The 19944-nt window shown below is 65.7% G+C and carries 18 protein-coding genes; 13 read left to right on the top strand and 5 right to left on the bottom strand.

Annotated features, from left to right (window positions below; translation table 11 throughout):
• The first annotated feature begins 48 nt into the window (after positions 1 to 48).
• The 5 genes from sufB (at position 49) to ACYQOP_RS17640 (ending at position 5502) form a co-directional block, all read left to right on the top strand.
• Positions 49 to 1518, top strand: coding sequence for a Fe-S cluster assembly protein SufB (sufB, locus tag ACYQOP_RS17620; RefSeq protein WP_056423928.1), 1470 nt, complete (start codon positions 49 to 51; stop codon positions 1516 to 1518).
• A gap of 195 nt (positions 1519 to 1713) precedes the next feature.
• Positions 1714 to 2466: a Fe-S cluster assembly ATPase SufC gene (gene sufC, locus ACYQOP_RS17625; RefSeq protein WP_207412047.1), complete on the top strand. Its 753-nt coding sequence runs from the start codon at positions 1714 to 1716 to the stop codon at positions 2464 to 2466.
• 2 nt (positions 2467 to 2468) lie between these two features.
• Positions 2469 to 3791 carry a Fe-S cluster assembly protein SufD gene (gene sufD / locus ACYQOP_RS17630; RefSeq protein WP_056423931.1) on the top strand — a complete coding sequence of 441 codons (1323 nt, stop codon included), beginning with the start codon at positions 2469 to 2471 and terminating at the stop codon, positions 3789 to 3791.
• 75 nt (positions 3792 to 3866) lie between these two features.
• The gene (locus tag ACYQOP_RS17635; protein WP_461223287.1) at positions 3867 to 5111 is read left to right on the top strand and encodes a cysteine desulfurase; all 1245 of its coding nucleotides are present in this window, start codon (positions 3867 to 3869) and stop codon (positions 5109 to 5111) included.
• A gap of 10 nt (positions 5112 to 5121) precedes the next feature.
• Positions 5122 to 5502: an SUF system Fe-S cluster assembly protein gene (locus ACYQOP_RS17640; RefSeq protein WP_461223288.1), complete on the top strand. Its 381-nt coding sequence runs from the start codon at positions 5122 to 5124 to the stop codon at positions 5500 to 5502.
• A gap of 6 nt (positions 5503 to 5508) precedes the next feature.
• Here the strand turns inward: ACYQOP_RS17640 and ACYQOP_RS17645 are convergent, their stop codons facing one another.
• Positions 5509 to 6090 carry a Uma2 family endonuclease gene (locus ACYQOP_RS17645; protein ID WP_461223289.1) on the bottom strand — a complete coding sequence of 194 codons (582 nt, stop codon included), beginning with the start codon at positions 6088 to 6090 and terminating at the stop codon, positions 5509 to 5511.
• 178 nt (positions 6091 to 6268) lie between these two features.
• Between ACYQOP_RS17645 and ACYQOP_RS17650 the strand changes: the two genes are divergently transcribed.
• A complete protein-coding gene (locus ACYQOP_RS17650; RefSeq protein WP_056423941.1) occupies positions 6269 to 6646 on the top strand; it encodes a HesB/IscA family protein in 378 nt (125 codons plus the stop codon).
• Positions 6647 to 6697: 51 nt separating this feature from the next.
• Here the strand turns inward: ACYQOP_RS17650 and ACYQOP_RS17655 are convergent, their stop codons facing one another.
• Entirely contained in the window at positions 6698 to 7765 is a 1068-nt protein-coding gene (locus ACYQOP_RS17655; RefSeq protein WP_207412044.1) for a GGDEF domain-containing protein, read from the bottom strand.
• Between the two features lie 117 nt (positions 7766 to 7882).
• Positions 7883 to 9517: a DEAD/DEAH box helicase gene (locus tag ACYQOP_RS17660; RefSeq protein WP_461223290.1), complete on the bottom strand. Its 1635-nt coding sequence runs from the start codon at positions 9515 to 9517 to the stop codon at positions 7883 to 7885.
• Between the two features lie 318 nt (positions 9518 to 9835).
• Here ACYQOP_RS17660 and ACYQOP_RS17665 point away from each other — a divergent pair, with 318 nt between their 5' ends.
• From ACYQOP_RS17665 to ACYQOP_RS17685, 5 genes are all read left to right on the top strand, one after another.
• Entirely contained in the window at positions 9836 to 11338 is a 1503-nt protein-coding gene (locus ACYQOP_RS17665; protein ID WP_461223291.1) for an NCS1 family nucleobase:cation symporter-1, read from the top strand.
• A 17-nt stretch (positions 11339 to 11355) separates the two neighbouring features.
• Positions 11356 to 12084, top strand: a complete 729-nt coding sequence (locus tag ACYQOP_RS17670) for an aspartate/glutamate racemase family protein (RefSeq protein WP_461223292.1) — start codon at positions 11356 to 11358, stop codon at positions 12082 to 12084.
• A gap of 99 nt (positions 12085 to 12183) precedes the next feature.
• Positions 12184 to 12795, top strand: a complete 612-nt coding sequence (locus ACYQOP_RS17675) for a hypothetical protein (RefSeq protein WP_461223293.1) — start codon at positions 12184 to 12186, stop codon at positions 12793 to 12795.
• Complete coding sequence (locus tag ACYQOP_RS17680; protein ID WP_056423950.1) at positions 12788 to 13168, top strand: transcriptional regulator; 381 nt, start codon at positions 12788 to 12790, stop codon at positions 13166 to 13168. Before ACYQOP_RS17675 ends, ACYQOP_RS17680 begins: the two co-directional genes overlap by 8 nt.
• A 39-nt stretch (positions 13169 to 13207) precedes the next feature.
• On the top strand, positions 13208 to 13918 hold the full coding sequence (locus ACYQOP_RS17685) for a di-trans,poly-cis-decaprenylcistransferase (protein ID WP_461223294.1): 711 nt from the start codon (positions 13208 to 13210) through the stop codon (positions 13916 to 13918).
• Positions 13919 to 14090: 172 nt separating this feature from the next.
• On the opposite strand, the gene ACYQOP_RS17690 is transcribed toward ACYQOP_RS17685, so the two are convergent.
• Positions 14091 to 14288 carry a hypothetical protein gene (locus tag ACYQOP_RS17690; RefSeq protein ID WP_056423954.1) on the bottom strand — a complete coding sequence of 66 codons (198 nt, stop codon included), beginning with the start codon at positions 14286 to 14288 and terminating at the stop codon, positions 14091 to 14093.
• 133 nt (positions 14289 to 14421) lie between these two features.
• Here ACYQOP_RS17690 and ACYQOP_RS17695 point away from each other — a divergent pair, with 133 nt between their 5' ends.
• Positions 14422 to 16410 (top strand): PhoX family protein, encoded by a 1989-nt coding sequence (locus ACYQOP_RS17695; protein ID WP_461223295.1) that lies wholly within the window; start codon positions 14422 to 14424, stop codon positions 16408 to 16410.
• 298 nt (positions 16411 to 16708) lie between these two features.
• Positions 16709 to 18799, top strand: coding sequence for a DNA topoisomerase IV subunit B (gene parE, locus ACYQOP_RS17700; RefSeq protein ID WP_244478116.1), 2091 nt, complete (start codon positions 16709 to 16711; stop codon positions 18797 to 18799).
• A gap of 186 nt (positions 18800 to 18985) precedes the next feature.
• Here parE and ACYQOP_RS17705 read toward each other — a convergent pair whose 3' ends face one another.
• Positions 18986 to 19816: an outer membrane protein gene (locus ACYQOP_RS17705; protein WP_056423958.1), complete on the bottom strand. Its 831-nt coding sequence runs from the start codon at positions 19814 to 19816 to the stop codon at positions 18986 to 18988.
• Between the last annotated feature and the right edge of the window lie 128 nt (positions 19817 to 19944).

Genomic DNA, 19944 nt, shown 5'->3' on the forward strand with positions numbered 1-19944 from the left:
CGCGAAAACCCCCGGCCCTTGACGCCGGTGTAGGTCAGGAGACGTGCAATGCCTGCAGTGCAGGAAACCATCGACCGGGTCCGCTCGATCGACCTCGACCAGTACAAGTACGGGTTCGAGACCACGATCGAGATGGAGAAGTCCGCCAAGGGCATCTCCGAGGACGTGATCCGCTTCATCTCGGCCAAGAAGGACGAGCCCGAATGGATGCTGGCCTGGCGCCTCGACGCCTACAAGCGCTGGCAGACCATGCAGGAGCCCGACTGGGCGCGAGTCTCCTATGACAAGGTCGATTACAAGGACATCTACTATTACGCCGCCCCCAAGCGCCCGGCGGCGATGTCTCTCGACGAGATCGACCCCGAAATCCTGAAGACCTACGAGAAGCTCGGCATTCCCCTGCGCGAGGTCGAGGTGCTGGAGGGCATCGCCCCCGAGCGCCGGGTCGCCGTCGACGCGGTGTTCGACTCGGTCTCGGTGGCCACCACCTTCAAGGCCGAATTGTCGAAGGCCGGCGTGATCTTCATGCCGATCTCGGAAGCCATCCGCGAATACCCGGACCTGGTGCGGAAGTATCTCGGCTCGGTCGTGCCCGTGACCGACAACTTCTTCGCGACCCTGAACTCCGCCGTGTTCTCCGACGGCTCGTTCGTCTACATCCCGCCGGGCGTGCGCTGCCCGATGGAGCTCTCGACCTATTTCCGCATCAACGAGCGCGACACAGGCCAGTTCGAGCGCACGCTGATCATCGCCGACAAGGGCTCATACGTCTCGTATCTCGAGGGCTGCACCGCCCCGAAGCGCGACGACAATCAGCTTCACGCCGCCGTGGTCGAACTCGTCGCTCTCGATGACGCCGAGATCAAGTACTCGACGGTCCAGAACTGGTATCCGGGCGACAACGAGGGCAAGGGCGGCATCTACAACTTCGTCACCAAGCGTGGCGATTGCCGAGGTGCCAACTCGAAGATCTCGTGGACCCAGGTCGAGACCGGCTCGGCGATCACCTGGAAGTACCCGTCCTGCATCCTGCGCGGCGACAATTCCCGTGGCGAGTTCTACTCGATCGCGGTGTCGAACGGCATGCAGCAGGTCGATTCCGGCACCAAGATGATCCATCTCGGCAAGAACACGACGAGCCGGATCATCTCGAAGGGTATCTCGGCGGGCCGTTCGCAGAACACCTACCGGGGCCTCGTCTCGGCGCACCGGAAGGCGACGGGCGCGCGCAACTTCACCAACTGCGACTCGCTCCTCATCGGCGACCAGTGCGGCGCGCACACCGTGCCGTATATCGAGTCGAAGAACTCTTCCGCGCAGTTCGAGCACGAGGCCACCACCTCGAAGATCTCGGAAGACCAGATGTTCTACTGCCAGCAGCGCGGCCTCTCCAACGAGGAGGCGACCGCGCTCATCGTCAACGGCTTCGTCCGCGACGTGCTGCAGCAGCTGCCGATGGAGTTCGCCGTGGAGGCCCAGAAGCTGATCTCGATCAGCCTCGAAGGCTCGGTGGGGTAGGGCGGTTTTTCCCTTCTCCCCTCTGCGGGAGAAGGTGGCCCGCGAAGCGGGCCGGATGAGGGGTGCGCGCGACCCGGAGGGCTCGCCCCCTCTTGCGGGACTTCGTACCGATCCGCCCGCTCCGTAGGCACGCCCCTCTCCTCGGATGGGAAAGGGTCGCTCCGCGTTTCAAGTTTTAGAACGGACTTTGCTGCAATGATCGAAATCAAGAACCTGACCGTCGCCATCGAGGACAAGCAGATCCTCAACGGTCTCAACCTCACCGTGAAGGACGGCGAAGTCGCCGCCATCATGGGGCCCAACGGCTCGGGCAAGTCGACCCTGTCCTACGTCATCGCCGGCAAGGAGGATTATGAGGTCCTCGACGGCGAGATCCTGCTCGACGGCGTGAACATCCTCGAGATGAGCCCCGACGAGCGCGCCGCCTCCGGTGTGTTCCTGGCCTTCCAGTACCCGCTGGAAATCCCGGGCGTCGGCACCATGACCTTCCTCAAGGCGACGCTGAACGCCCAGCGCCGGGCGCGCGGCGAGGGCGAACTCTCCACCCCCGACTTCATCCGCAAGGTGAATGCTGCTGCCGAGAAGCTCGAGATCAACAAGGAGATGCTCAAGCGCGCCCTCAACGTCGGCTTCTCCGGCGGCGAGAAGAAGCGCATGGAGATCCTGCAGATGGCTCTGCTGGAGCCGAAATTCTGCGTGCTCGACGAGACCGATTCCGGCCTCGACATCGACGCCCTTCGCATCGTCTCCGGCGGCGTGAACGCGCTGCGCGCACAAGGCCGCTCGTTCCTCGTCATCACCCACTACCAGCGCCTGCTCGACTACATCGTGCCGGACGTGGTCCACGTGATGTCGCAGGGCCAGATCGTGAAGTCGGGCGACAAGGACCTCGCCAAGGCGCTCGAGGCTTCCGGCTACGCCGAGTACCGCACGGGCGAGGCCGCCTGATCATGGCCGACATCACCCCGCTCCGCACGGCGGCCGAGACCGCCCTGTCGAAACTCTTCGAAGCCACGAAGATGAAATACCCCACGGGCGTGTCCATCGCCCGCGAGGAGGCCTTCCGCTATTTCGAGGCGGTGGGCCTGCCGACCCGCCGGGTCGAGGCGTTCAAATACACCGATCTGCGCTCGGCGTTTCGCGATGCCGCTCACCCGGCCGAGATGCCCTCATCCGACACCGCCAAGGCGGCGGTCGAAGAGGCGAAGGGCTTTGCCGGGATCGAGGCCGTGCGCCTCACCTTCGTGAACGGCCACCTGATCGCCGACCAGTCGGATCTCGGCCGCATCCCGGCCGGCATCACCGTGACTCCGCTCAACGAGGCGCTGACCGTCGGGAACGCGCTTCTGGAGAAACTGACGCCCGTTCGTCAGGCCTCCGAGAACCCGATCTACCAACTCAACACCGCCTTCCTGGCGGATGGCGCGTTGATCAGCGTGGAGGCCGGCGCCAAGGTCGAGACGCCGCTGCACCTGCGCTTCATCGGCACCGGCACGGAAGCCTACTCGACCGCCACCCGCGTGCTCGTGACGCTGGGCGAGGGCGCGGAAGCGCTCGTGCTGGAGAGCCATGAGGGGCCGGACGGTATCTCCTACCAGCCCAACGATGCCATGGACGTGGTGGTGGCCGATAATGCCACCTTCCGGCATGCGCGCCTGAACGCGGAGGGCCGCGACGCCGTGGCCTTGTCGACGCTATCCGTGAAGCTCGGGGCCGAGGCCGCGGTGGAAACCGTGAACGTCGTGGTGGGCGCGGTGCTCTCCCGGCATCAGGTCTACCTGAACTTCGCCGGGGCCGATGCCCGCGCGGTGGTGAACGGCGCGGCCATGCTCAACGGCAAGCAACTCGCCGACACCACCTTCCTGGCCGACCATGCCGCCACCGGCGGCGTCAGCCGCGAGCTGTTCAAGACCGTGGTGGATGGCGAGGCCACGGGCGTGTTCCAAGGCAAGATCATCGTCCAGCAGGCGGCCCAACAGACCGACGGCAAGATGATGTCGGCCTGTCTCATCCTGTCCGACGAGGGCCAGATGATGAACAAGCCCGAGCTCGAGATCTTCGCCGACGACGTCGCCTGCGGTCACGGTGCCACCTGCGGCGCGCTCGATGAAGATCTGCTGTTCTACCTGATGCAGCGCGGACTGCCGAAGGCCCAGGCCGAGAGCCTGCTGGTCCAGGCCTTCCTGGGAGCCGCCATCGAGTCGGTCAGCCACGAGGGCGCGCGAGAGGCTCTGGTCGGAACCGTCGAGGCGTGGCTCGCGGCGCGCGGCTGATCGCATTCCGACAGGCCCCTTCCCCTCGCACCGGGGGGAAGGGTTGCGCGCGCCGGACACCCAACAGGTATCGCCATGAACGCACCCGTTCTGAATACTCCCTACGACGTCGAGGCGATCCGGGCCGAATTCCCGATTCTGGCCCAAAAAGTCTATGGCCGGCCGCTGGTCTATCTCGACAACGCGGCCTCGTCGCAGAAGCCGCGCGCAGTCATCGACGCCATGGTGAATTGCATGGAGACCGGCTACGCCAACGTCCATCGCGGCCTGCATTTCATGGCGAATGCGGCGACCGAAGGGTTCGAAGGCGCGCGCGAGACCACGCGGCAATTCCTCAACGCCGACTCCACCGACGAGATCATCTTCACCCGCAACGCCACGGAAGCCTACAACCTCGTGGCCTCGTCCATGGGGCTGCTCGGCCAGATCGGGGAGGGGGACGAGATCATCCTCTCGATCATGGAGCACCATTCCAACATCGTGCCCTGGCACTTTCTGCGCGAACGGCGCGGTGCGGTGATCAAATGGGCGCCGGTGGACGACGAGGGCAACTTCCTCGTCGAGGAATACGAGAAGCTGTTCACGCCCCGCACCAGGATGGTGGCGATCACCCAGATGTCGAACGTGCTCGGCACGGTGACGCCGGCGGCCGAGATCGTCCGCATCGCCCATGCGCACGGGGTGCCGGTGCTCCTCGACGGGGCGCAGAGCGCGGTCCACCAACCCATCGACGTGAAGGCGCTCGATTGCGACTTCTTCGTCTTCACCGGTCACAAGGTCTACGGCCCCACCGGTATCGGCGTGCTCTACGGCAAGAAGGAATGGCTGGAGCGCCTGCCCCCCTATCAGGGTGGCGGCGAGATGATCCGCACGGTGAGCCAGGACGCGATCACCTATAACGATCCGCCGCATCGCTTCGAGGCCGGAACCCCCGCGATCATCGAGGCGGTGGGCCTCGGCGCGGCGCTGGAATTCATGATGGGGGTCGGGCGCGACCGGATCGCGGCGCACGAAGCGTCCCTCCTGGCCTATGCCCAGGAGCGCCTCGGCGCGATGAACTCACTGCGGATGATCGGCACCGCCAAGGGCAAGGGCGGCGTCATCGCCTTCGAGATGAAGGGGGCCCATGCCCACGACATCGCCACGGTGATCGACCGCTACGGCGTCGCCATCCGGGCCGGCACCCATTGCGCCATGCCGTTGCTGACGCGATTCGGCGCGACCTCCACCTGTCGCGCGTCGTTCGGCCTGTATAATACCCGTGACGAAGTGGATGCGCTTGCCGAGGCCTTGGCCAAGGCCGAGATGATGTTCACGTAAGGAACCAACCATGAGCGACGCAGCCATCACCGGAGGGGCCAATACCCCCGCCATCGCCAGCGCCTCGGCGATCCCGCCGGAGGAACTCGACCGCCTTACCGACGATATCGTCGCCGCTTTGAAGAGCGTCTACGATCCCGAGATCCCGGCGGACATCTACGAGCTCGGCCTGATCTACAAGGTCGACATCGCCGATGACCGCACGGTCACCATCGACATGACCCTGACGGCCCCCGGCTGTCCGGTGGCCGGCGAGATGCCGGGCTGGGTCGAGACGGCAGTCGCCGCCGTGCCGGGTATTCAGTCCTGCAGCGTCACGATGGTGTTCGATCCGCCGTGGGACCAGAGCCGGATGTCCGACGAGGCCCGCGTCGCCCTCGATATGTGGTAGCGCGGTTCAGAGGGGCGGTTCTTCGGCGGCGAGATCCCGGCGCCGCGGGAAGCTCAGCCCGTCATAGATGTCTGGCAGTGCCAATGCGGCACCGATCGCCGGGAGGGCGATGACGGCCTCCACACCTTCGAAGGTCTCTATCTCCCAGGAATCCCCCTCACGCGCGTAGAGCAAAGCCTGCGGCTTCAGGGTCTCGACGAGGAGGATGTACGCGAGGGTCGGATGCCGCTTGTATTCTTCCACCTTGCGGGTCTGATCGATGGAGGTGGTTGAGGGCGAAGCCACCTCGACCACGAGCTTCGGCTCCCGCACCTCGTAGGTATCGGGCACCAGCGTCGCGTACTCGACCATCACGTCTGGACGACGCAAACCTTTGATGCTGGTGCGGATGGCAATATCGGCTGTCATCGGACGGCATGGCTTGCCGCGGAGCTGATTGCCGAGGCTGATGATGATGTTCACCGTCGCCCGGTCGTGCTGCATGCTCGCCCCCGTCATCATCCGGTGCCGCGGCACCGGGTGGCCGTCGACGAGTTCGTAGAGTTCGTCCTGACCGCTTTGCCAATCGAAGAACTCTTCCGGGGTCATGGTCCTCCGCCCCGCGTCCGCCATCGCTCCCTCAGCCTCGCAGTGCGAACGATATCATACCCATGCAGGCCTTGCTGCGTCCCACGGCAGTGGACCGCAGCCTTCGCCATCCTTATCTTAACGGCGTACTGCCATCCTCAACCGCCCGGGCCTTGAACCCGGCTGCCGGAGAGATCTCATGCTCAAGAATTTCAAGGTCCTGTCGCTGACGGATGCGGCGGCGGACCGGATCAAGGCCATCATCGCGGATGCGGACAAGCCGATCGCGGGCCTCCGCGTCGGCGTCAAGAACGGCGGCTGCGCCGGCATGTCCTACACGATGGAATATGCGGAAGGGCGCAACCCCGGCGAGGACATGGTGGAGGATCGTGGGGTGACGGTCTTCGTCGACCCGAAGGCGGTCCTGTTCCTCCTCGGCACCGAGATGGACTTCAAGACGACCAAGCTGTCGTCCCAGTTCGTGTTCAACAACCCGAACCAGACCTCGTCTTGCGGCTGCGGCGAATCCGTCGCGATCACGCCGGCCAATCCCGAAGTGCTGCGCGCCTCGGCCTGAGGCCGGGTTGGCCGGGACGCGAGGGTCCGGCCGGCATAACCGGCTCGGCCTTCATGCGACGGCGGTGAGCACGTCCAAGGCGACGCGGGAATCGTCCACGGTCCGGTTGCGGCCGTCGCGCTTGGCCATGAACATGCATTGGTCGGCGCGTTCGAGGAGCGACACGGCTGTGTCCCCCGGTCGCGAGGTCGCAACTCCGAGGGAGATCGTCACCTTGCCGAGGGACTCCCCCGTGGTCCGCTTCACCAGTTCACGCCCCATCACGCTTGCACGGACCTTCTCTCCGATGGCGACAGCCGCGTTCCGGTCGGTTTCGGGCAGGAGAATACCGAACTCCTCGCCGCCGAAACGCGCGAGGGTGACGCGAGCCTTCAGGTGCTCGCGCATGACGATGGCGACGAGGCGCAGCACTTGATCGCCCGTGAGGTGGCCATAGACGTCGTTGAAGCGCTTGAAGAAATCGACGTCGATGACGATCAGGCTACAGGGAACCGCCTGGTTCGCCGCGGCCTCGACCATCTTGCGCAGACTCTCCTCGAAATGCTTGCGGTTAGACAGCCCGGTAAGCGGATCGGTGAGGCTCTCCAGCCGCGTCGCCTCCAGCGTCTCGCGCAGGGTCTCGATCTCGCTGCGACTCTCGCGCATGCGGGCTTCGAGCGTACGGTTATTGGCGGTGATCTCCCGGGTCGTCGCCACGAGCGTCGTGACGATCTCACGGACGCGGGCGCGGTTCTGGTCCGAGACGTCGAGATCGCGCGATAACGCCTGAAGTGACGCGCCATACTGCGCGGTCGATCCGAGGGAGAGGTCCATCACCTCCATGATGCCCTCGATTTCGGCCAGCATGTTCGCGTTCATCCGCTCGGTGGCGGCGACAAGACGGCGACTGTCGACATACGTCTCGTAGAGGGAATCCACATCGGAATCGGAGAGGCTGCCATTCTCCGTGGTCAGCCTCTTGATCGCGTCGTTCATCAGCGGCTGGGTGCCGGACACGTAGGCATACCAGACGGAATAGGCCTGGGGGGTCGCCGAGGAGCCGTAATCCCGCATCAGCACGTTGGCGCGGTCGGACAGTGCGAAGGTTCGCTCCCTGTCACCGTAGCTTCCGTGGCTCATCAACCCGCCTGCTTCCCGAACCGGCATTCAGGATGCTGAATGACGAGATGTTCCCGTTACCCCACTGATGGTGGAGATGCAGTTAAAAGGGCAGGGAACAATTTGTGGCTCGGCGCGTTAGCTCGACTTTTTGATCACGGCCGGGCGCAGGAGGAAGGCGGGCACATGCTCGCCGAGACCGAGCGGCGTATCGCCATCCTCATCGTCTCTGCGACGGGGTGACGGACGGCGTTCGTCGCGGCCGCGGTCCGACGAGCCTCGGCGGGAATCTTGACCGCGTGGATCAGGGTTGCGAGCCTCTTGCGGCGGACGAGAAGGCTCGCGCCGGCGCGGAGCCTGGACGATTGCCTCGGGCGTGGGGGACTCGGCCACGGCATCGACCTGTGCGGGCTCGGAACGCCGCGAGGGCTGGCGCTCGCGTGATGAGCGCCGGCTTTCCGACTTGCCGCCTTCCGACTTACCATTCTCGGGCTTGCCGCTTTCGGACTTGCCGTTCTCGGACTTGCTTCCCTCGGATCTTCCGCCCTCGCCACCGCGTGAGCGCCGAGCGGAATCCCCGCTGCGTCCGCGATGACGTGTGCGGGTCTCTTCCTCGACCACCACCGGCGAGGGCTCGGCCAAGGTGCCGAGATCGCCCTCAGCCCAGGGGATCGGCTGGCCGATCAGGCTCTCGATCGCGGTCACCGACCGTTCGTCGGAGCGGGTGACCAGGGTGAAGGCATGCCCGGCGCGACCGGCACGGCCCGTACGCCCGATCCGGTGCACGTAGTCTTCCGGGTGATGCGGCACGTCGAAATTGAAGACGTGGCTCACCGCGGGAATGTCGAGGCCGCGAGCCGCGACGTCGCTCGCAACCAGCAGCGGAACTTCACCGGAGCGGAATCCATCGAGGGCGACCGTGCGCGCGCGCTGATCCATGTCGCCGTGAAGGGCCGCGACGTTGAAACCGTGGCTCGCCAGCGACTTCTGCAGCAGCGCCACGTCGCGCTTGCGGTTGCAGAAGATGATGCCGTTGTTGAGTTCGGCCTCACCGCGGATGAGACGGCGCAGGAGATCGCGCTTCTCGTGCCCCTCCGACCCTGCGGCGACCAATTTCTGCACGATCGTCGTCGCGGTGGAGGCGGGGCGCGCCACCTCGATCCGCTGCGGGTTATGCAGGAACACGTCAGCCAGCCGCTCGATCTCGGGCGGCATCGTCGCGGAGAAGAACAGGGTCTGGCGCGTGAACGGCACCATCTTCACGATGCGCTCGATATCGGGAATGAAGCCCATGTCGAGCATCCGGTCCGCCTCGTCGATGACCAGGAGCTCGACCCCGGTGAGCAGCAGCTTGCCGCGCTCGAAATGGTCGAGCAGGCGGCCCGGTGTCGCGATCAGAACGTCGGCGCCGCGCATCAGCTTGGCATCCTGCTCGGCGAAGGACACGCCCCCGATGATCAGGGCCACGTTGAGCTTGTGGTTGACGCCGTAGCGGTCGAAATTCTCGACCACCTGGGCCGCGAGTTCGCGGGTCGGCTCAAGGATCAGCGTGCGCGGCATGCGCGCCCGTGCCCGTCCATTCTCGAGCAGGGTGAGCATCGGCAAGGTGAAGGCGGCGGTCTTACCCGTCCCTGTCTGGGCGATACCAAGGACGTCACGGCGCGCCAGAACATGCGGGATGGCTTGAGCCTGGATCGGTGTCGGGTCCGTGTAGCCCGCGGCCGTGACGGCCTGGAGGACCTTGTCGCTCAATCCGAGGTCGGCAAAAGACATATGCTGATGTGAACCGTTGCGCGCAGGAACTCGTAACGATCCGCGCGGAGAAGATCGTCGTGGGCTAGGCTCCGCGGTCCGTTCGAAAAGGGTCGTTCGAATACAGGACCAGCCGCGCACACGCGTTGCGGGACACTTAGAGCCTTGAGGTGTCTTGTCAATCGACCACGGGCAAAGCACCGTCGTTTATCCGGTGCATACGGCGTCTGCGAACGAGAAGCCGAAGAGTCGGGGGTACTGTCAAGCTGGCACACGCCCTGCTTGAGCGAGCGCCGGTAGGACATGGGCTTCGGCCCTCACACGAAGGGGGACGAACTCATGTCACATAGCGCCTCGATCACCGAGCCGGCCGCGTCCGGAGGTGCAGTTCCCGATTCCCATGCGGATGTGGTGATCAAACCCGGCTACGACGATCGCCTCACCAACGAGGATCTGGCCCCGCTCAGGAAACAGAGCTGGGGCACCTACAACTTTTTCGCCTTCTGGATGTCGGACGTCCACAGCGTCGGCGGCTACATCACGGCGGGCAGCCTGTTCTCCCTCGGCCTCGTGAGCTGGCAGGTGCTGGTCTCGCTGCTCGTCGGCATCCTCATCGTGCAATTCTTCTGCAACCTCGTGGCCAAGCCGAGCCAGGTCACGGGCACGCCCTATCCGGTGATCTGCCGGGCCTCCTTCGGCGTGAAGGGCGCCAACATCCCCGCCATCATCCGGGGCCTCATCGCCGTCGCCTGGTACGGCATCCAGACCTACCTCGCCTCCAGCGCCTTCATGATCGTCGCCTTGCGCTTCTACCCGGAGCTGAAACCCTATGCCGAGGTGACCCAGTTCGGCTTCGCCGGCCTGTCCAGCCTCGGCTGGGCGGCCTTCATGGCCCTTTGGGTGATCCAGGCCCTGGTGTTCTGGCGCGGGATGGAGGCGATCCGCAAATTCATCGATTGGGCCGGCCCCGCCGTCTACGTCGTGATGATCGCCCTGGCGGTCTACCTCGTGGCCAAGGCCGGCGTGGCGAATGTCGGCCTCACCCTCGGCGAGGTGAAGTACCGGGGCTGGGACGCCCTGCCGGTGATGCTCAATGCGGTCGCCCTGGTCGTCTCGTACTTCTCCGGGCCGATGCTGAATTTCGGCGACTTCTCACGCTACGGAAAGTCATTTCCCGCGGTGAAGGCCGGTAACTTCTGGGGCCTGCCGGTGAACTTCATCGGTTTCTCGCTGCTCACCGTCATCACCACCTCTTCGACCTTGCCGGTCTTCGGCCACCTCATCATCGATCCGGTGGAGACGGTGAGTAAGATCGACAACACCTACGCGGTGGTGCTCGGCGCCTTCACCTTCATGACGGCGACGATCGGCATCAACATCGTGGCGAACTTCGTCTCCCCGGCCTTCGATTTCTCGAACGTGGCTCCGCAGCATATCAGCTGGCGCATGGGCGGGATGATCGCGGCCGTGGCCTCGATCTTCATCACTCCGTGGAACCTCTACAACAACCCGGCCGTGATCCATTACACGCTCGACATCCTCGGCGCCTTCATCGGTCCGCTCTTCGGCATCCTGATCGCCGACTTCTTCATCGTGCGGAAGCAGCATGTCGTGGTGGACGACCTCTACACGATGAGCCCGACCGGAACTTACTGGTACGATGGCGGATACAATCGCGCCGCGATCTACAGCGTCATTCCCTCCGCCCTGGTGCCGGTGCTCTGCGCCGTCATCCCGGCCCTGGGAAGCGTGGCGAATTTCAGCTGGTTCATCGGCGTGGCCCTGGGCTTCTCGATCTATGTCGTCCTGATGCGTAAGAGGGCCGCCGCGGCCAAGGCCTGACCGGAGACCGATTCCCTTTGCGCATCCTGCTGATCAACCCCAACACGACCGAATCCGTCACCGATCTGGTCGCCGCGCATGCGCGGCGAGTGGCGGGCGACGCCGTCGAGATCGTGGCGGTCACCGGGCGCTTCGGTGCCCGCTACATCACCAGCCGGGCCGCTTCGGCGATCGCGGCCCATGCCGCCCTCGACGCGCTGGCCGAGCACGCCGAGGGCTGCGACGCGGTCTACCTCGCCTGTTTCGGAGATCCGGGACTCGGAGGCCTGCGCGAGATATCCCCGCTGCCGGTGGTCGGCATGGCCGAGGCCTCGTGCCTCGCCGCCACGGCGCGGGGAGGGCGCTTCGCCATCGTCACCGGGGGCGCCCTATGGGGACCGATGCTGGAGGAGTTCGTGGCGAGCATCGGCCTCTCCGACAAGCTCGCCGCCATCCGCACCATTGCCCCCACGGGAGACCGCATCGCACGGGACCCCGAGGCGGCCCTGGCGGATCTGGCCGCCGCCTGCACCACCTGCGCCATCCGCGACGGGGCGGATGTGGTGATCCTCGGCGGAGCGGCGCTTGCCGGCCTCGCCGAACGCATCCAGCCGCATGTGCCGGTGCCCGTCCTATGCTCGGTGGAAGTAGGGACCCGTGCGGTCCTCGCCGCCGCGATCTGCGGCTTGCCGCCGGGCCAGCCGGCGCCGTCCATCGAGAGCATCGGCCTGTCGCCGGCCCTGGCCGAGCGACTGGCACAGGAGTGACAGAGCTCCGCACCCGCTGATTCCACGTGCCTGACGGCACTTGCGGACAGGCGCAGGATCAGCTTACTTTGCGATACAAAGTTGATCCGGGAGTATCGGATGTCCGATCTCGATAGAGCCCTCGCCGATATCGTGGCGATCCGCGCGCAACTCGCCCGCGGCGACGCCTTCTGCGGGTTCGGACCCTCCGCCATCGCGGCCACGGGCGTCCTCGCCCTCGGCACCGCCCTGGCGCAGCATGTCTGGCTCGACGACCCGACCGGACAGCCGCTACTGTTCCTAGGCGGCTGGATCGCCGCCGCCCTGGCCTCCGCCGGCCTGATCGGCGCCGAGATGCGAGCCCGTTCGCGTCGCGACCATGCGGGGCTCACCGACACGGCGATCGTGAACGCGGTGGAGCAGTTCCTGCCCGCCGGCGCGGCGGGCGCCTGCCTCGCCCTGGTCTTGGTACAGGTCTCGCCGGAATCCCTGTGGATGCTGCCGGGGCTGTGGCAGATGCTAGTGAGCCTCGGGCTCTTCGCCTCGGTGCGGTCCCTTCCGAAAGGCATCGCGCTGCCGGGCGCCTGGTACATGGTGGCGGGCCTCGCCGTGCTCATGCTGGCGAGCGCCGACCGCGTCCTCTCGCCCTGGACCATGGGACTGCCTTTCGCCGTCGGCCAGTTTCTGATGGCCATGATCCTCTACCGCGCCCGGGAGGAAAGTGATGCGTGATGCTCCCTTCGCGTATGACGGCCTCGACCGGGTCATTCACGAGAAGGCCCGGCTCGGCCTCCTCACCTCGCTGATGGCGGCTCCAAAGGGGCTGGCCTTCGGCGACCTTAAGCAACTCTGCGGCCTCACGGACGGTAATCTCAACCGTCACCTCCAAGTGTTGCAGGAGGCCGGCTTCGTCGAGATCAGGAAAGGGCAGGGCAAGAGCCATGGTGGCACCCGACCGCTGACGACCTGCCATCTGACACCGACCGGCCGGACTCGCTTCCTCGATTACCTCGCCGTCCTCGAACAGGTGGTGCGGGACGCCGCCAAGGCCGCCGAGATGGCGGCCGAGAGCGCGGGCCTCCCCCTCGTCGCGCGTCCGGCCTGACGGCCAGGCTCCGTCTTTTTTTTGCCAAGGAACTCTGCGATGCAAAGCGAACAGACGCCCGGCCTGCATGTGGGCATCATCATGGATGGCAACGGACGCTGGGCCTCGGGGCGCGGACTGCCCCGCGCGCTCGGTCACAAGGAAGGCGTCGAGGCGATCCGCCGGGTCGTGGAGGCGGCGCCGAAACAAGCCATCGGCACCCTCACCCTTTATGCCTTCTCTTGCGACAACTGGAGACGTCCGGAGGCGGAGGTCTCCGCCCTGATGGGGCTGCTCCGGCTCTACCTGCGCAACGAGATCGCCCGTTTGGTCGAAAGCGGCGTACGTCTCAGCGTGATCGGCCGGCGCGACCGCTTGCCCGAGGGACTCGCCGCCGCCATCGGCCGAGCCGAGGCCGCAACGCTCGAGGGGAAAGCCCTGCATCTGCGGATCGCCGTCGATTACTCCGCCCGCGATGCCATTCTCGCCGCCGCGCTCGCCAGCGCCAGCAATCCCGGCATGACCCGCACCGCTTTCTCGGCCCTGGTGACGGGCGATGCCTGTGTCCCCGAGGTCGATCTCGTGATCCGCACCAGCGGCGAGCAGCGGCTTTCCGATTTCCTGCTCTGGGAGAGCGCCTACGCCGAGCTTCACTTCACCCGCCGCCATTGGCCTGATTTCGATGCCGGAGACCTCGAAGAAGCTCTCGCCGCCTACCGCAATCGCGACCGCCGCTTCGGAGGGCTGGCTACCGGGTCCGTGGCGGCCTGAAAAGCTGAGCCGACGATTGGCGAGGCAGGAGGCTGAAGGGTCGGGTCAAAGACTACCCTCTCACCCTTCGGCAGGCTGTTTTCCTTGCGATATGATGGTTCGGTCGGCTTGAGCCAGGCATAGCTTCGTCGGCGAGCAGACGGCTCCCTCGACCTTTAGGGCTGCGCTGCCCTCAGACGAAGAAGAGGAAGGCTCCGAAGCTCGCGAGGAAGCCCGCAAGAGACACCGCCGAGAGAGCAAGAAATTTGGAGGATGCCGTCGATCCATCGTCGGCTCCGTCCTCGATCGGCGAGAAGGCACGACCCGCAGCCTGCGACGCGCGGATGAGATCGTCGTGGCGCACCATTCTCAAGGCTGCAGACGGCGCCATGTCGCTCTCCCACCGATCGGCTCTATGTGCGGAAACGCACAAACCAGAGATTGGTTCCCAATCCGACCCGTCATCGCCCCGCCATGTCCGGCTCCTAGGATTCTGTCACCTAAGTCACAGGACGAGTTCCACCATGACCGAGCCGCTGCGCACCCGCTCGCAGGCCGCCGAAGACGGCGAGGATGCAGGCACGAATACGAGCGGCAACGCCACGTTCGGCGATGTGGTCGCCGCGCGGTTCGACCGGCGCGATCTGCTGCGCGGTCTCCTCGGGGTCGGCGCCATCGCGGCGGTGGTGACGCCCCGCGCGCTCGCGGCCGCCCCGGCTGCGGCGGCGCAGGGACGGGCGACGCCGTTCCCGTTCAAGGAGATCGAAGCGGGTTCGGACACCCACCATCACGTGGCCGAGGGGCACGATGCCGACATCCTGATCCGCTGGGGCGATCCAGTTCTGCCTGGCGCGCCTGCTTTCGATCCGCGGAACCAGTCGGCGGAGGCCCAGGCCCGGCAATTCGGCTACAACAACGACTTCGTCGGTTATTTCCCGATGCCCGGCGCCGCCGATCCGGCGGCGCACGGACTTCTCGTGGTCAATCACGAATACACCAACGAGGAGCTGATGTTCCCCGGCTTCGGCCGCCAGGATATCAAGACTGTTGCGTTCAAGGGCATGAACCGCGAGCTCGTCGATATCGAGATGGCCGCCCATGGCGGATCGGTGATCGAGGTGAAGCGAACGGACGGCAAATGGGCCGTGGTGCCGAACTCGCCTCACGCCCGGCGCATCACCGCGGAGACGGTGATGACTTTGTCCGGTCCCGCCGCAGGCTCCGACCGGCTGAAGACGACGGCCGATCCTGCGGGCCGTACGGTGAAGGGGATGATCAACAACTGCGCCGGCGGAACCACCCCCTGGGGGACGTGGCTCACCTGCGAGGAGAACATCAACTACTACTTCTCAGGCACACTCGCCGAGGGCTCGGGGGAGGCGGCCAATCACAAGCGCCTCGGCCTACCAGGCAATGCCTATGCCTGGGGCCGCTTCCATGAGCGGTTCGACCTGTCCAAAGAGCCGAACGAGCCGAACCGCTTCGGCTGGGTCGTGGAGATCGACCCGTTCGATCCCGCCTCCGTCCCGACGAAGCGCACCGCCATGGGCCGGTTCAAGCACGAAGGCGCCGCCGGCATCGTCTCGAAGAGCGGCCGCTACGTGGTCTACCAGGGCGACGACGAGCGTTTCGACTACGTCTACAAGTTCGTGACGGACGCGGCCGTAAATCTCGCCGACCGGCAGACCAACCGCGATATCCTGGATTCCGGCACGCTCCACGTCGCCCGGTTCGATGCCGACGGACGCGGCGCCTGGATGCCGCTGGTCTTCGGACAAGGCCCCCTGACGACGGAGAACGGGTTCCGCTCCCAGGCCGACGTGGTCATCGAGGCACGGCGTGCCGCCGACCTCCTCGGCGCCACCAAGATGGATCGCCCGGAAGACGTCGAGGCCAATCCGAAGACCGGCAAGGTCTATGTCATGCTCACCAACAACGTGAAACGCAAACCCGACGAGGTGAACGCCGCCAATCCGAGGCCCGACAACCGCTTCGGCCACATCGTGGAGCTGACCCCCGACGAGGGCGACCATGCGGCACCGGGCTTCGCCTGGGAGATCCTCGTCAAATGCGGCGATCCCTCCATCGCTACGGTCGGCGCCACCTTCTCCTCCGCGACGACGAAGGACGGCTGGTTCGGCATGCCGGACAATTGCTCGGTCGACGGACAGGGTCGGCTCTGGGTCGCCACCGACGGGAACTCGCCATCGAAGACGGGCCGGAACGACGGAATCTGGGCCATGGAGACGGACGGGCAGGGACGGGGAACCGGCAAGCACTTCTTCCGGGTGCCCAACGGCGCGGAGATGTGCGGCCCCTACTTCACACCGGACGACACCACGTTCTTCGTCGCCGTCCAGCATCCCGGCGAGGCCGACGAGGAGGATCCGAAGGCCGCCCCCGCCACGTTCGAGGCACCCTCGACCCGGTGGCCGGATTTCGACGATGCGATGCCGCCCCGCCCGGCCATCGTCGCCATCACGAAGCGCGGGGGCGGCCGGGTAGGAAGCTGACCGCTCGGCCTTTCCAGCTGGACACTGGATCCCCCTCCGTCGCCGCTGAATGGCGGCCCTGTCGAACCGGCGTCGTGGAACTCGCCCCCATTGCGCCGCAACTCCTTCAGAGTGCCAGCAGGGGTACGGATAGCGACCGGGGAAAGGGCAGGGCGCAGCGACCGCGCCGGTCCCTCCGAAATCCAGACGACACAGCGTTAAGGGAATCGGCGCAAGCTGTGCAGGAACACGGGGAGAGACCTCCCGCGCCCTCATGGCGGCGCTTCACGTTTCCGTTTCGTTCCTGTATGGTTGGCACATGACTCAGCGCGAGACCTCACGCCAGGCCGTTGCGGCCCCCGCCGTCGGCCGGCCGAGCGATCTGTTCGCAGGCGGCCAGGCGCCGGTTCGCGGTGCCAAGGCTTCCTCGGCCGCCCGGGCGCCCCTCGACAAGGCGCCCATCGAAACAGCCGAGGCCGGCTACGACGCCTCGTCGATCGAAGTGCTGGAGGGGCTGGAGCCCGTCCGGCGCCGGCCGGGCATGTATATCGGCGGCACCGACGAACGCGCCCTGCACCATCTCTTCGCCGAGGTGATCGACAATTCCATGGACGAGGCTGTGGCCGGCCATGCCAGCTACATCGAGGTGGAACTGGAGGCGACGGGCCACCTCGTCATCACCGATAATGGACGCGGTATCCCGGTGGACCCGCATCCGAAATTCCCCGGCAAATCCGCCCTCGAAGTGATCATGACGACGCTGCACGCCGGCGGAAAATTCGACTCGAAGGTCTACGAGACCTCGGGCGGCCTTCATGGCGTCGGCATCTCCGTGGTCAATGCCCTCTCGGACAGCCTCGAGGTCGAGGTCGCCCGCAGCCAGACCCTGTACCGCCAGACGTTCTCGCGCGGCCACGTGCAGGGGCCTCTGGTGGAGGTCGGCCGGGTGCAGAACCGTCGCGGCACCCGGGTGCGCTTCCATCCCGATGCCGAGATCTTCGGAGCTCTGAAATTCGATCCGCGCCGGCTGTTCAAGATGGCCCGGTCCAAGGCCTACCTGTTCGGCGGCGTCGAAATCCGCTGGCGTTGCGCGCCGTCCCTGATCGAGGGGATGGACGACGTTCCGGCAGAGACCGTGCACCGCTTCCCCGGCGGCCTGCGCGATTATCTCGCCCGCGATCTCGAGGGCAAGGAACTCGTTACCGATGCGGTTTTCGCCGGCAAGGTGACGAAGCCCGGCGGCCATGGCTCCCTCGAATGGGCCGTCGCCTGGATGGTGGTGGAGGACGGGGTCTCGCACTCCTATTGCAACACCATCCCCACCGCCGAGGGTGGCACGCATGAAAGCGGCCTGCGCGTCGCCCTGCTGCGGGCGCTGCGCGAACATGCCGAACGCGTCGGCCAGGCTAAGCGCATGACCTCCGTCACAACGGATGACGTCATGGCGACCTGCGCCTCGATGCTCTCCGTCTTCATCCGCGAGCCGGAATTCCAGGGCCAGACCAAGGACAAGCTCGCCACCGTGGAAGCCTCGAGGATTGTCGAGACGGCGATCCGCGACGCGTTCGACCATTGGCTCGCCGCCTCCCCGGCCCAGGCCAACAAACTTCTCGACTGGGTGATCGACCGGGCCGAGGAGCGCCTGCGCCGACGCCAAGAGAAAGAGGTCGCGCGCAAATCCGCGACCCGCAAGCTACGTCTGCCGGGCAAGCTCGCCGATTGCTCCAAGGCCGGTACGGCCGGCTCGGAAATCTTCATCGTCGAGGGCGATTCCGCCGGCGGCTCGGCAAAGCAGGCGCGCGACCGCGCCAGCCAGGCGATCCTGCCCCTGCGCGGCAAGATCCTCAACGTGGCCTCGGCCAGTCGCGACAAGATGGGCGCCAACCAGCTCATCTCCGACCTGACCCAGGCGCTCGGTTGCGGCACGGGCAACAGCTACAAGGGCGAGGATCTTCGCTACGAGAAGGTCATCATCATGACCGACGCCGATGTCGACGGCGCCCATATCGCATCCCTGCTGATCACCTTCTTCTATCGCCAGATGCCCAAGCTCATCGACAAGGGTCATCTCTACCTCGCGATCCCGCCGCTCTACCGCCTCCAGCACGGCGCGAAGACGGCCTATGCCCGTGACGATGCCGATAAGGAGCGGGTCATCAAGACCACGTTCAAGGGTGCCAAGGTCGAGATCAGCCGCTTCAAGGGGCTCGGCGAGATGATGCCGGCGCAGTTGAAGGAGACGACCATGGACCCGAAGAAGCGCACCCTTCTGCGCGTCGCGGTCCTCGACGAGGCGCGCGTCTCCACGGGCGACGCCGTGGAGCGGCTGATGGGCAACAAGCCCGAAGCCCGTTTCGCCTTCATCTCCGAACGCGCTGCCTTCGCCGACGAGGCCGTGCTCGACATCTGATGCCGAGTGCGGGCTGAGGCGGGCTGATCGAGGTCTGGCATGAGACAGGGGAAGCACCGCTTCCCCGTCACTGTGCGACGAACCCATACCAACGCAAAAAACCCGGCCGCGAGGCCGGGTTTTTCGTATGGACGATCCTGAGCCGCGCAGCCCTCAAGGAGGACTGCGCGGAGATTATGGACGATCCTAGTAGGTGCCGAACTTGTAGTTCAGGCCGGCGCGGACGACGGCGAACTCGTCGTCGCGACGACCGCTGCTGATCGACTGCACGACAGCGTTGTTGGCAGCGGTGTTGATGATGAAGGCGCCCTGGTTGCGGGTGCCGCGATCGAGGTTCACGTACAGGCCTTCGACCTTCAGCGTCACAGCGGAAGCGCGGAAGAAGTTGAAGAACGAGTCGGTGGGGAGAGCGTATTCGATACCACCGCCGACGGCGTAGCCGGTGCGGAAGTCGTCGTTGCCCTGGAAGCCGCCGAAGCTACGGTCGGTGCTGCCAGCGCCGTAAGCGAAGCCGCCGGTGCCGTACACGAGGGTGCGGTCGAAAGCGTAGCCGAGGCGACCGCGGACGGTACCGAAGAAGTCGAGGCTGGAGAGGCCACGCGGGTCGTTGATGGCGAAGCCGGGAGCGGCAACGACGCCCGAGTCACGACGCTTGGCGCCGAAATCGAGGTACTGGGCGTCGGCTTCGATACCGACGACCACGCCCGAACCCGGGGTGAACTGGTAGTTGTAACCGATCTGCGCGCCGCCGGAGAAGCCGTCCTGGCTGTCCTTGCTGAACGTGGCGACCTGCGGGGTGCCAGCGGCGGTGAAGCGGCTCGCCACCGGGAAGGAGTTGGGGCCTTCCTTGCCGGCGTCGAAAGCGTAACCGGCGTTGATACCGGCGTAGAAGCCCGTCCACGTGAAGACCGGGACCGGAACGAAGACCGGCGGAGCGGCGCGACGGGGAAGGTCGGCGGCCGAAGCGACAGCAGTCAGGCCGGCGAGAACGGTCGTAGCGAGAAGCAGTCTTTTCATTGTGTGTCTGGTCCTGATGGGCATTAAGCCTGAGCGCTTGTAGGCTTGGTCGGGCGTGAGGTCTGTCGCATTCCTGCAACAACATCCATCGAATACAGCAGCAGCCGTCAACGAAGGGTAAAGGTTAG

It is taken from the genome of Methylobacterium sp. CM6247 (assembly GCF_054817925.1).

Coding starts and splice junctions, on each gene's coding strand:
- ACYQOP_RS17635 (WP_461223287.1), top strand. CDS start 3,867: ATGAACGCACCCGTTCTGAATACTCCCTACGACGTCGAGGCGATCCGG.
- sufD (WP_056423931.1), top strand. CDS start 2,469: ATGGCCGACATCACCCCGCTCCGCACGGCGGCCGAGACCGCCCTGTCG.
- ACYQOP_RS17675 (WP_461223293.1), top strand. CDS start 12,184: ATGTCCGATCTCGATAGAGCCCTCGCCGATATCGTGGCGATCCGCGCG.
- ACYQOP_RS17645 (WP_461223289.1), bottom strand. CDS start 6,090: ATGACCCCGGAAGAGTTCTTCGATTGGCAAAGCGGTCAGGACGAACTC.
- sufB (WP_056423928.1), top strand. CDS start 49: ATGCCTGCAGTGCAGGAAACCATCGACCGGGTCCGCTCGATCGACCTC.
- ACYQOP_RS17705 (WP_056423958.1), bottom strand. CDS start 19,816: ATGAAAAGACTGCTTCTCGCTACGACCGTTCTCGCCGGCCTGACTGCT.
- ACYQOP_RS17660 (WP_461223290.1), bottom strand. CDS start 9,517: ATGTCTTTTGCCGACCTCGGATTGAGCGACAAGGTCCTCCAGGCCGTC.
- ACYQOP_RS17665 (WP_461223291.1), top strand. CDS start 9,836: ATGTCACATAGCGCCTCGATCACCGAGCCGGCCGCGTCCGGAGGTGCA.
- sufC (WP_207412047.1), top strand. CDS start 1,714: ATGATCGAAATCAAGAACCTGACCGTCGCCATCGAGGACAAGCAGATC.
- ACYQOP_RS17685 (WP_461223294.1), top strand. CDS start 13,208: ATGCAAAGCGAACAGACGCCCGGCCTGCATGTGGGCATCATCATGGAT.
- ACYQOP_RS17655 (WP_207412044.1), bottom strand. CDS start 7,765: ATGAGCCACGGAAGCTACGGTGACAGGGAGCGAACCTTCGCACTGTCC.
- ACYQOP_RS17650 (WP_056423941.1), top strand. CDS start 6,269: ATGCTCAAGAATTTCAAGGTCCTGTCGCTGACGGATGCGGCGGCGGAC.
- ACYQOP_RS17680 (WP_056423950.1), top strand. CDS start 12,788: ATGCGTGATGCTCCCTTCGCGTATGACGGCCTCGACCGGGTCATTCAC.
- parE (WP_244478116.1), top strand. CDS start 16,709: ATGACTCAGCGCGAGACCTCACGCCAGGCCGTTGCGGCCCCCGCCGTC.
- ACYQOP_RS17690 (WP_056423954.1), bottom strand. CDS start 14,288: ATGGCGCCGTCTGCAGCCTTGAGAATGGTGCGCCACGACGATCTCATC.
- ACYQOP_RS17640 (WP_461223288.1), top strand. CDS start 5,122: ATGAGCGACGCAGCCATCACCGGAGGGGCCAATACCCCCGCCATCGCC.
- ACYQOP_RS17695 (WP_461223295.1), top strand. CDS start 14,422: ATGACCGAGCCGCTGCGCACCCGCTCGCAGGCCGCCGAAGACGGCGAG.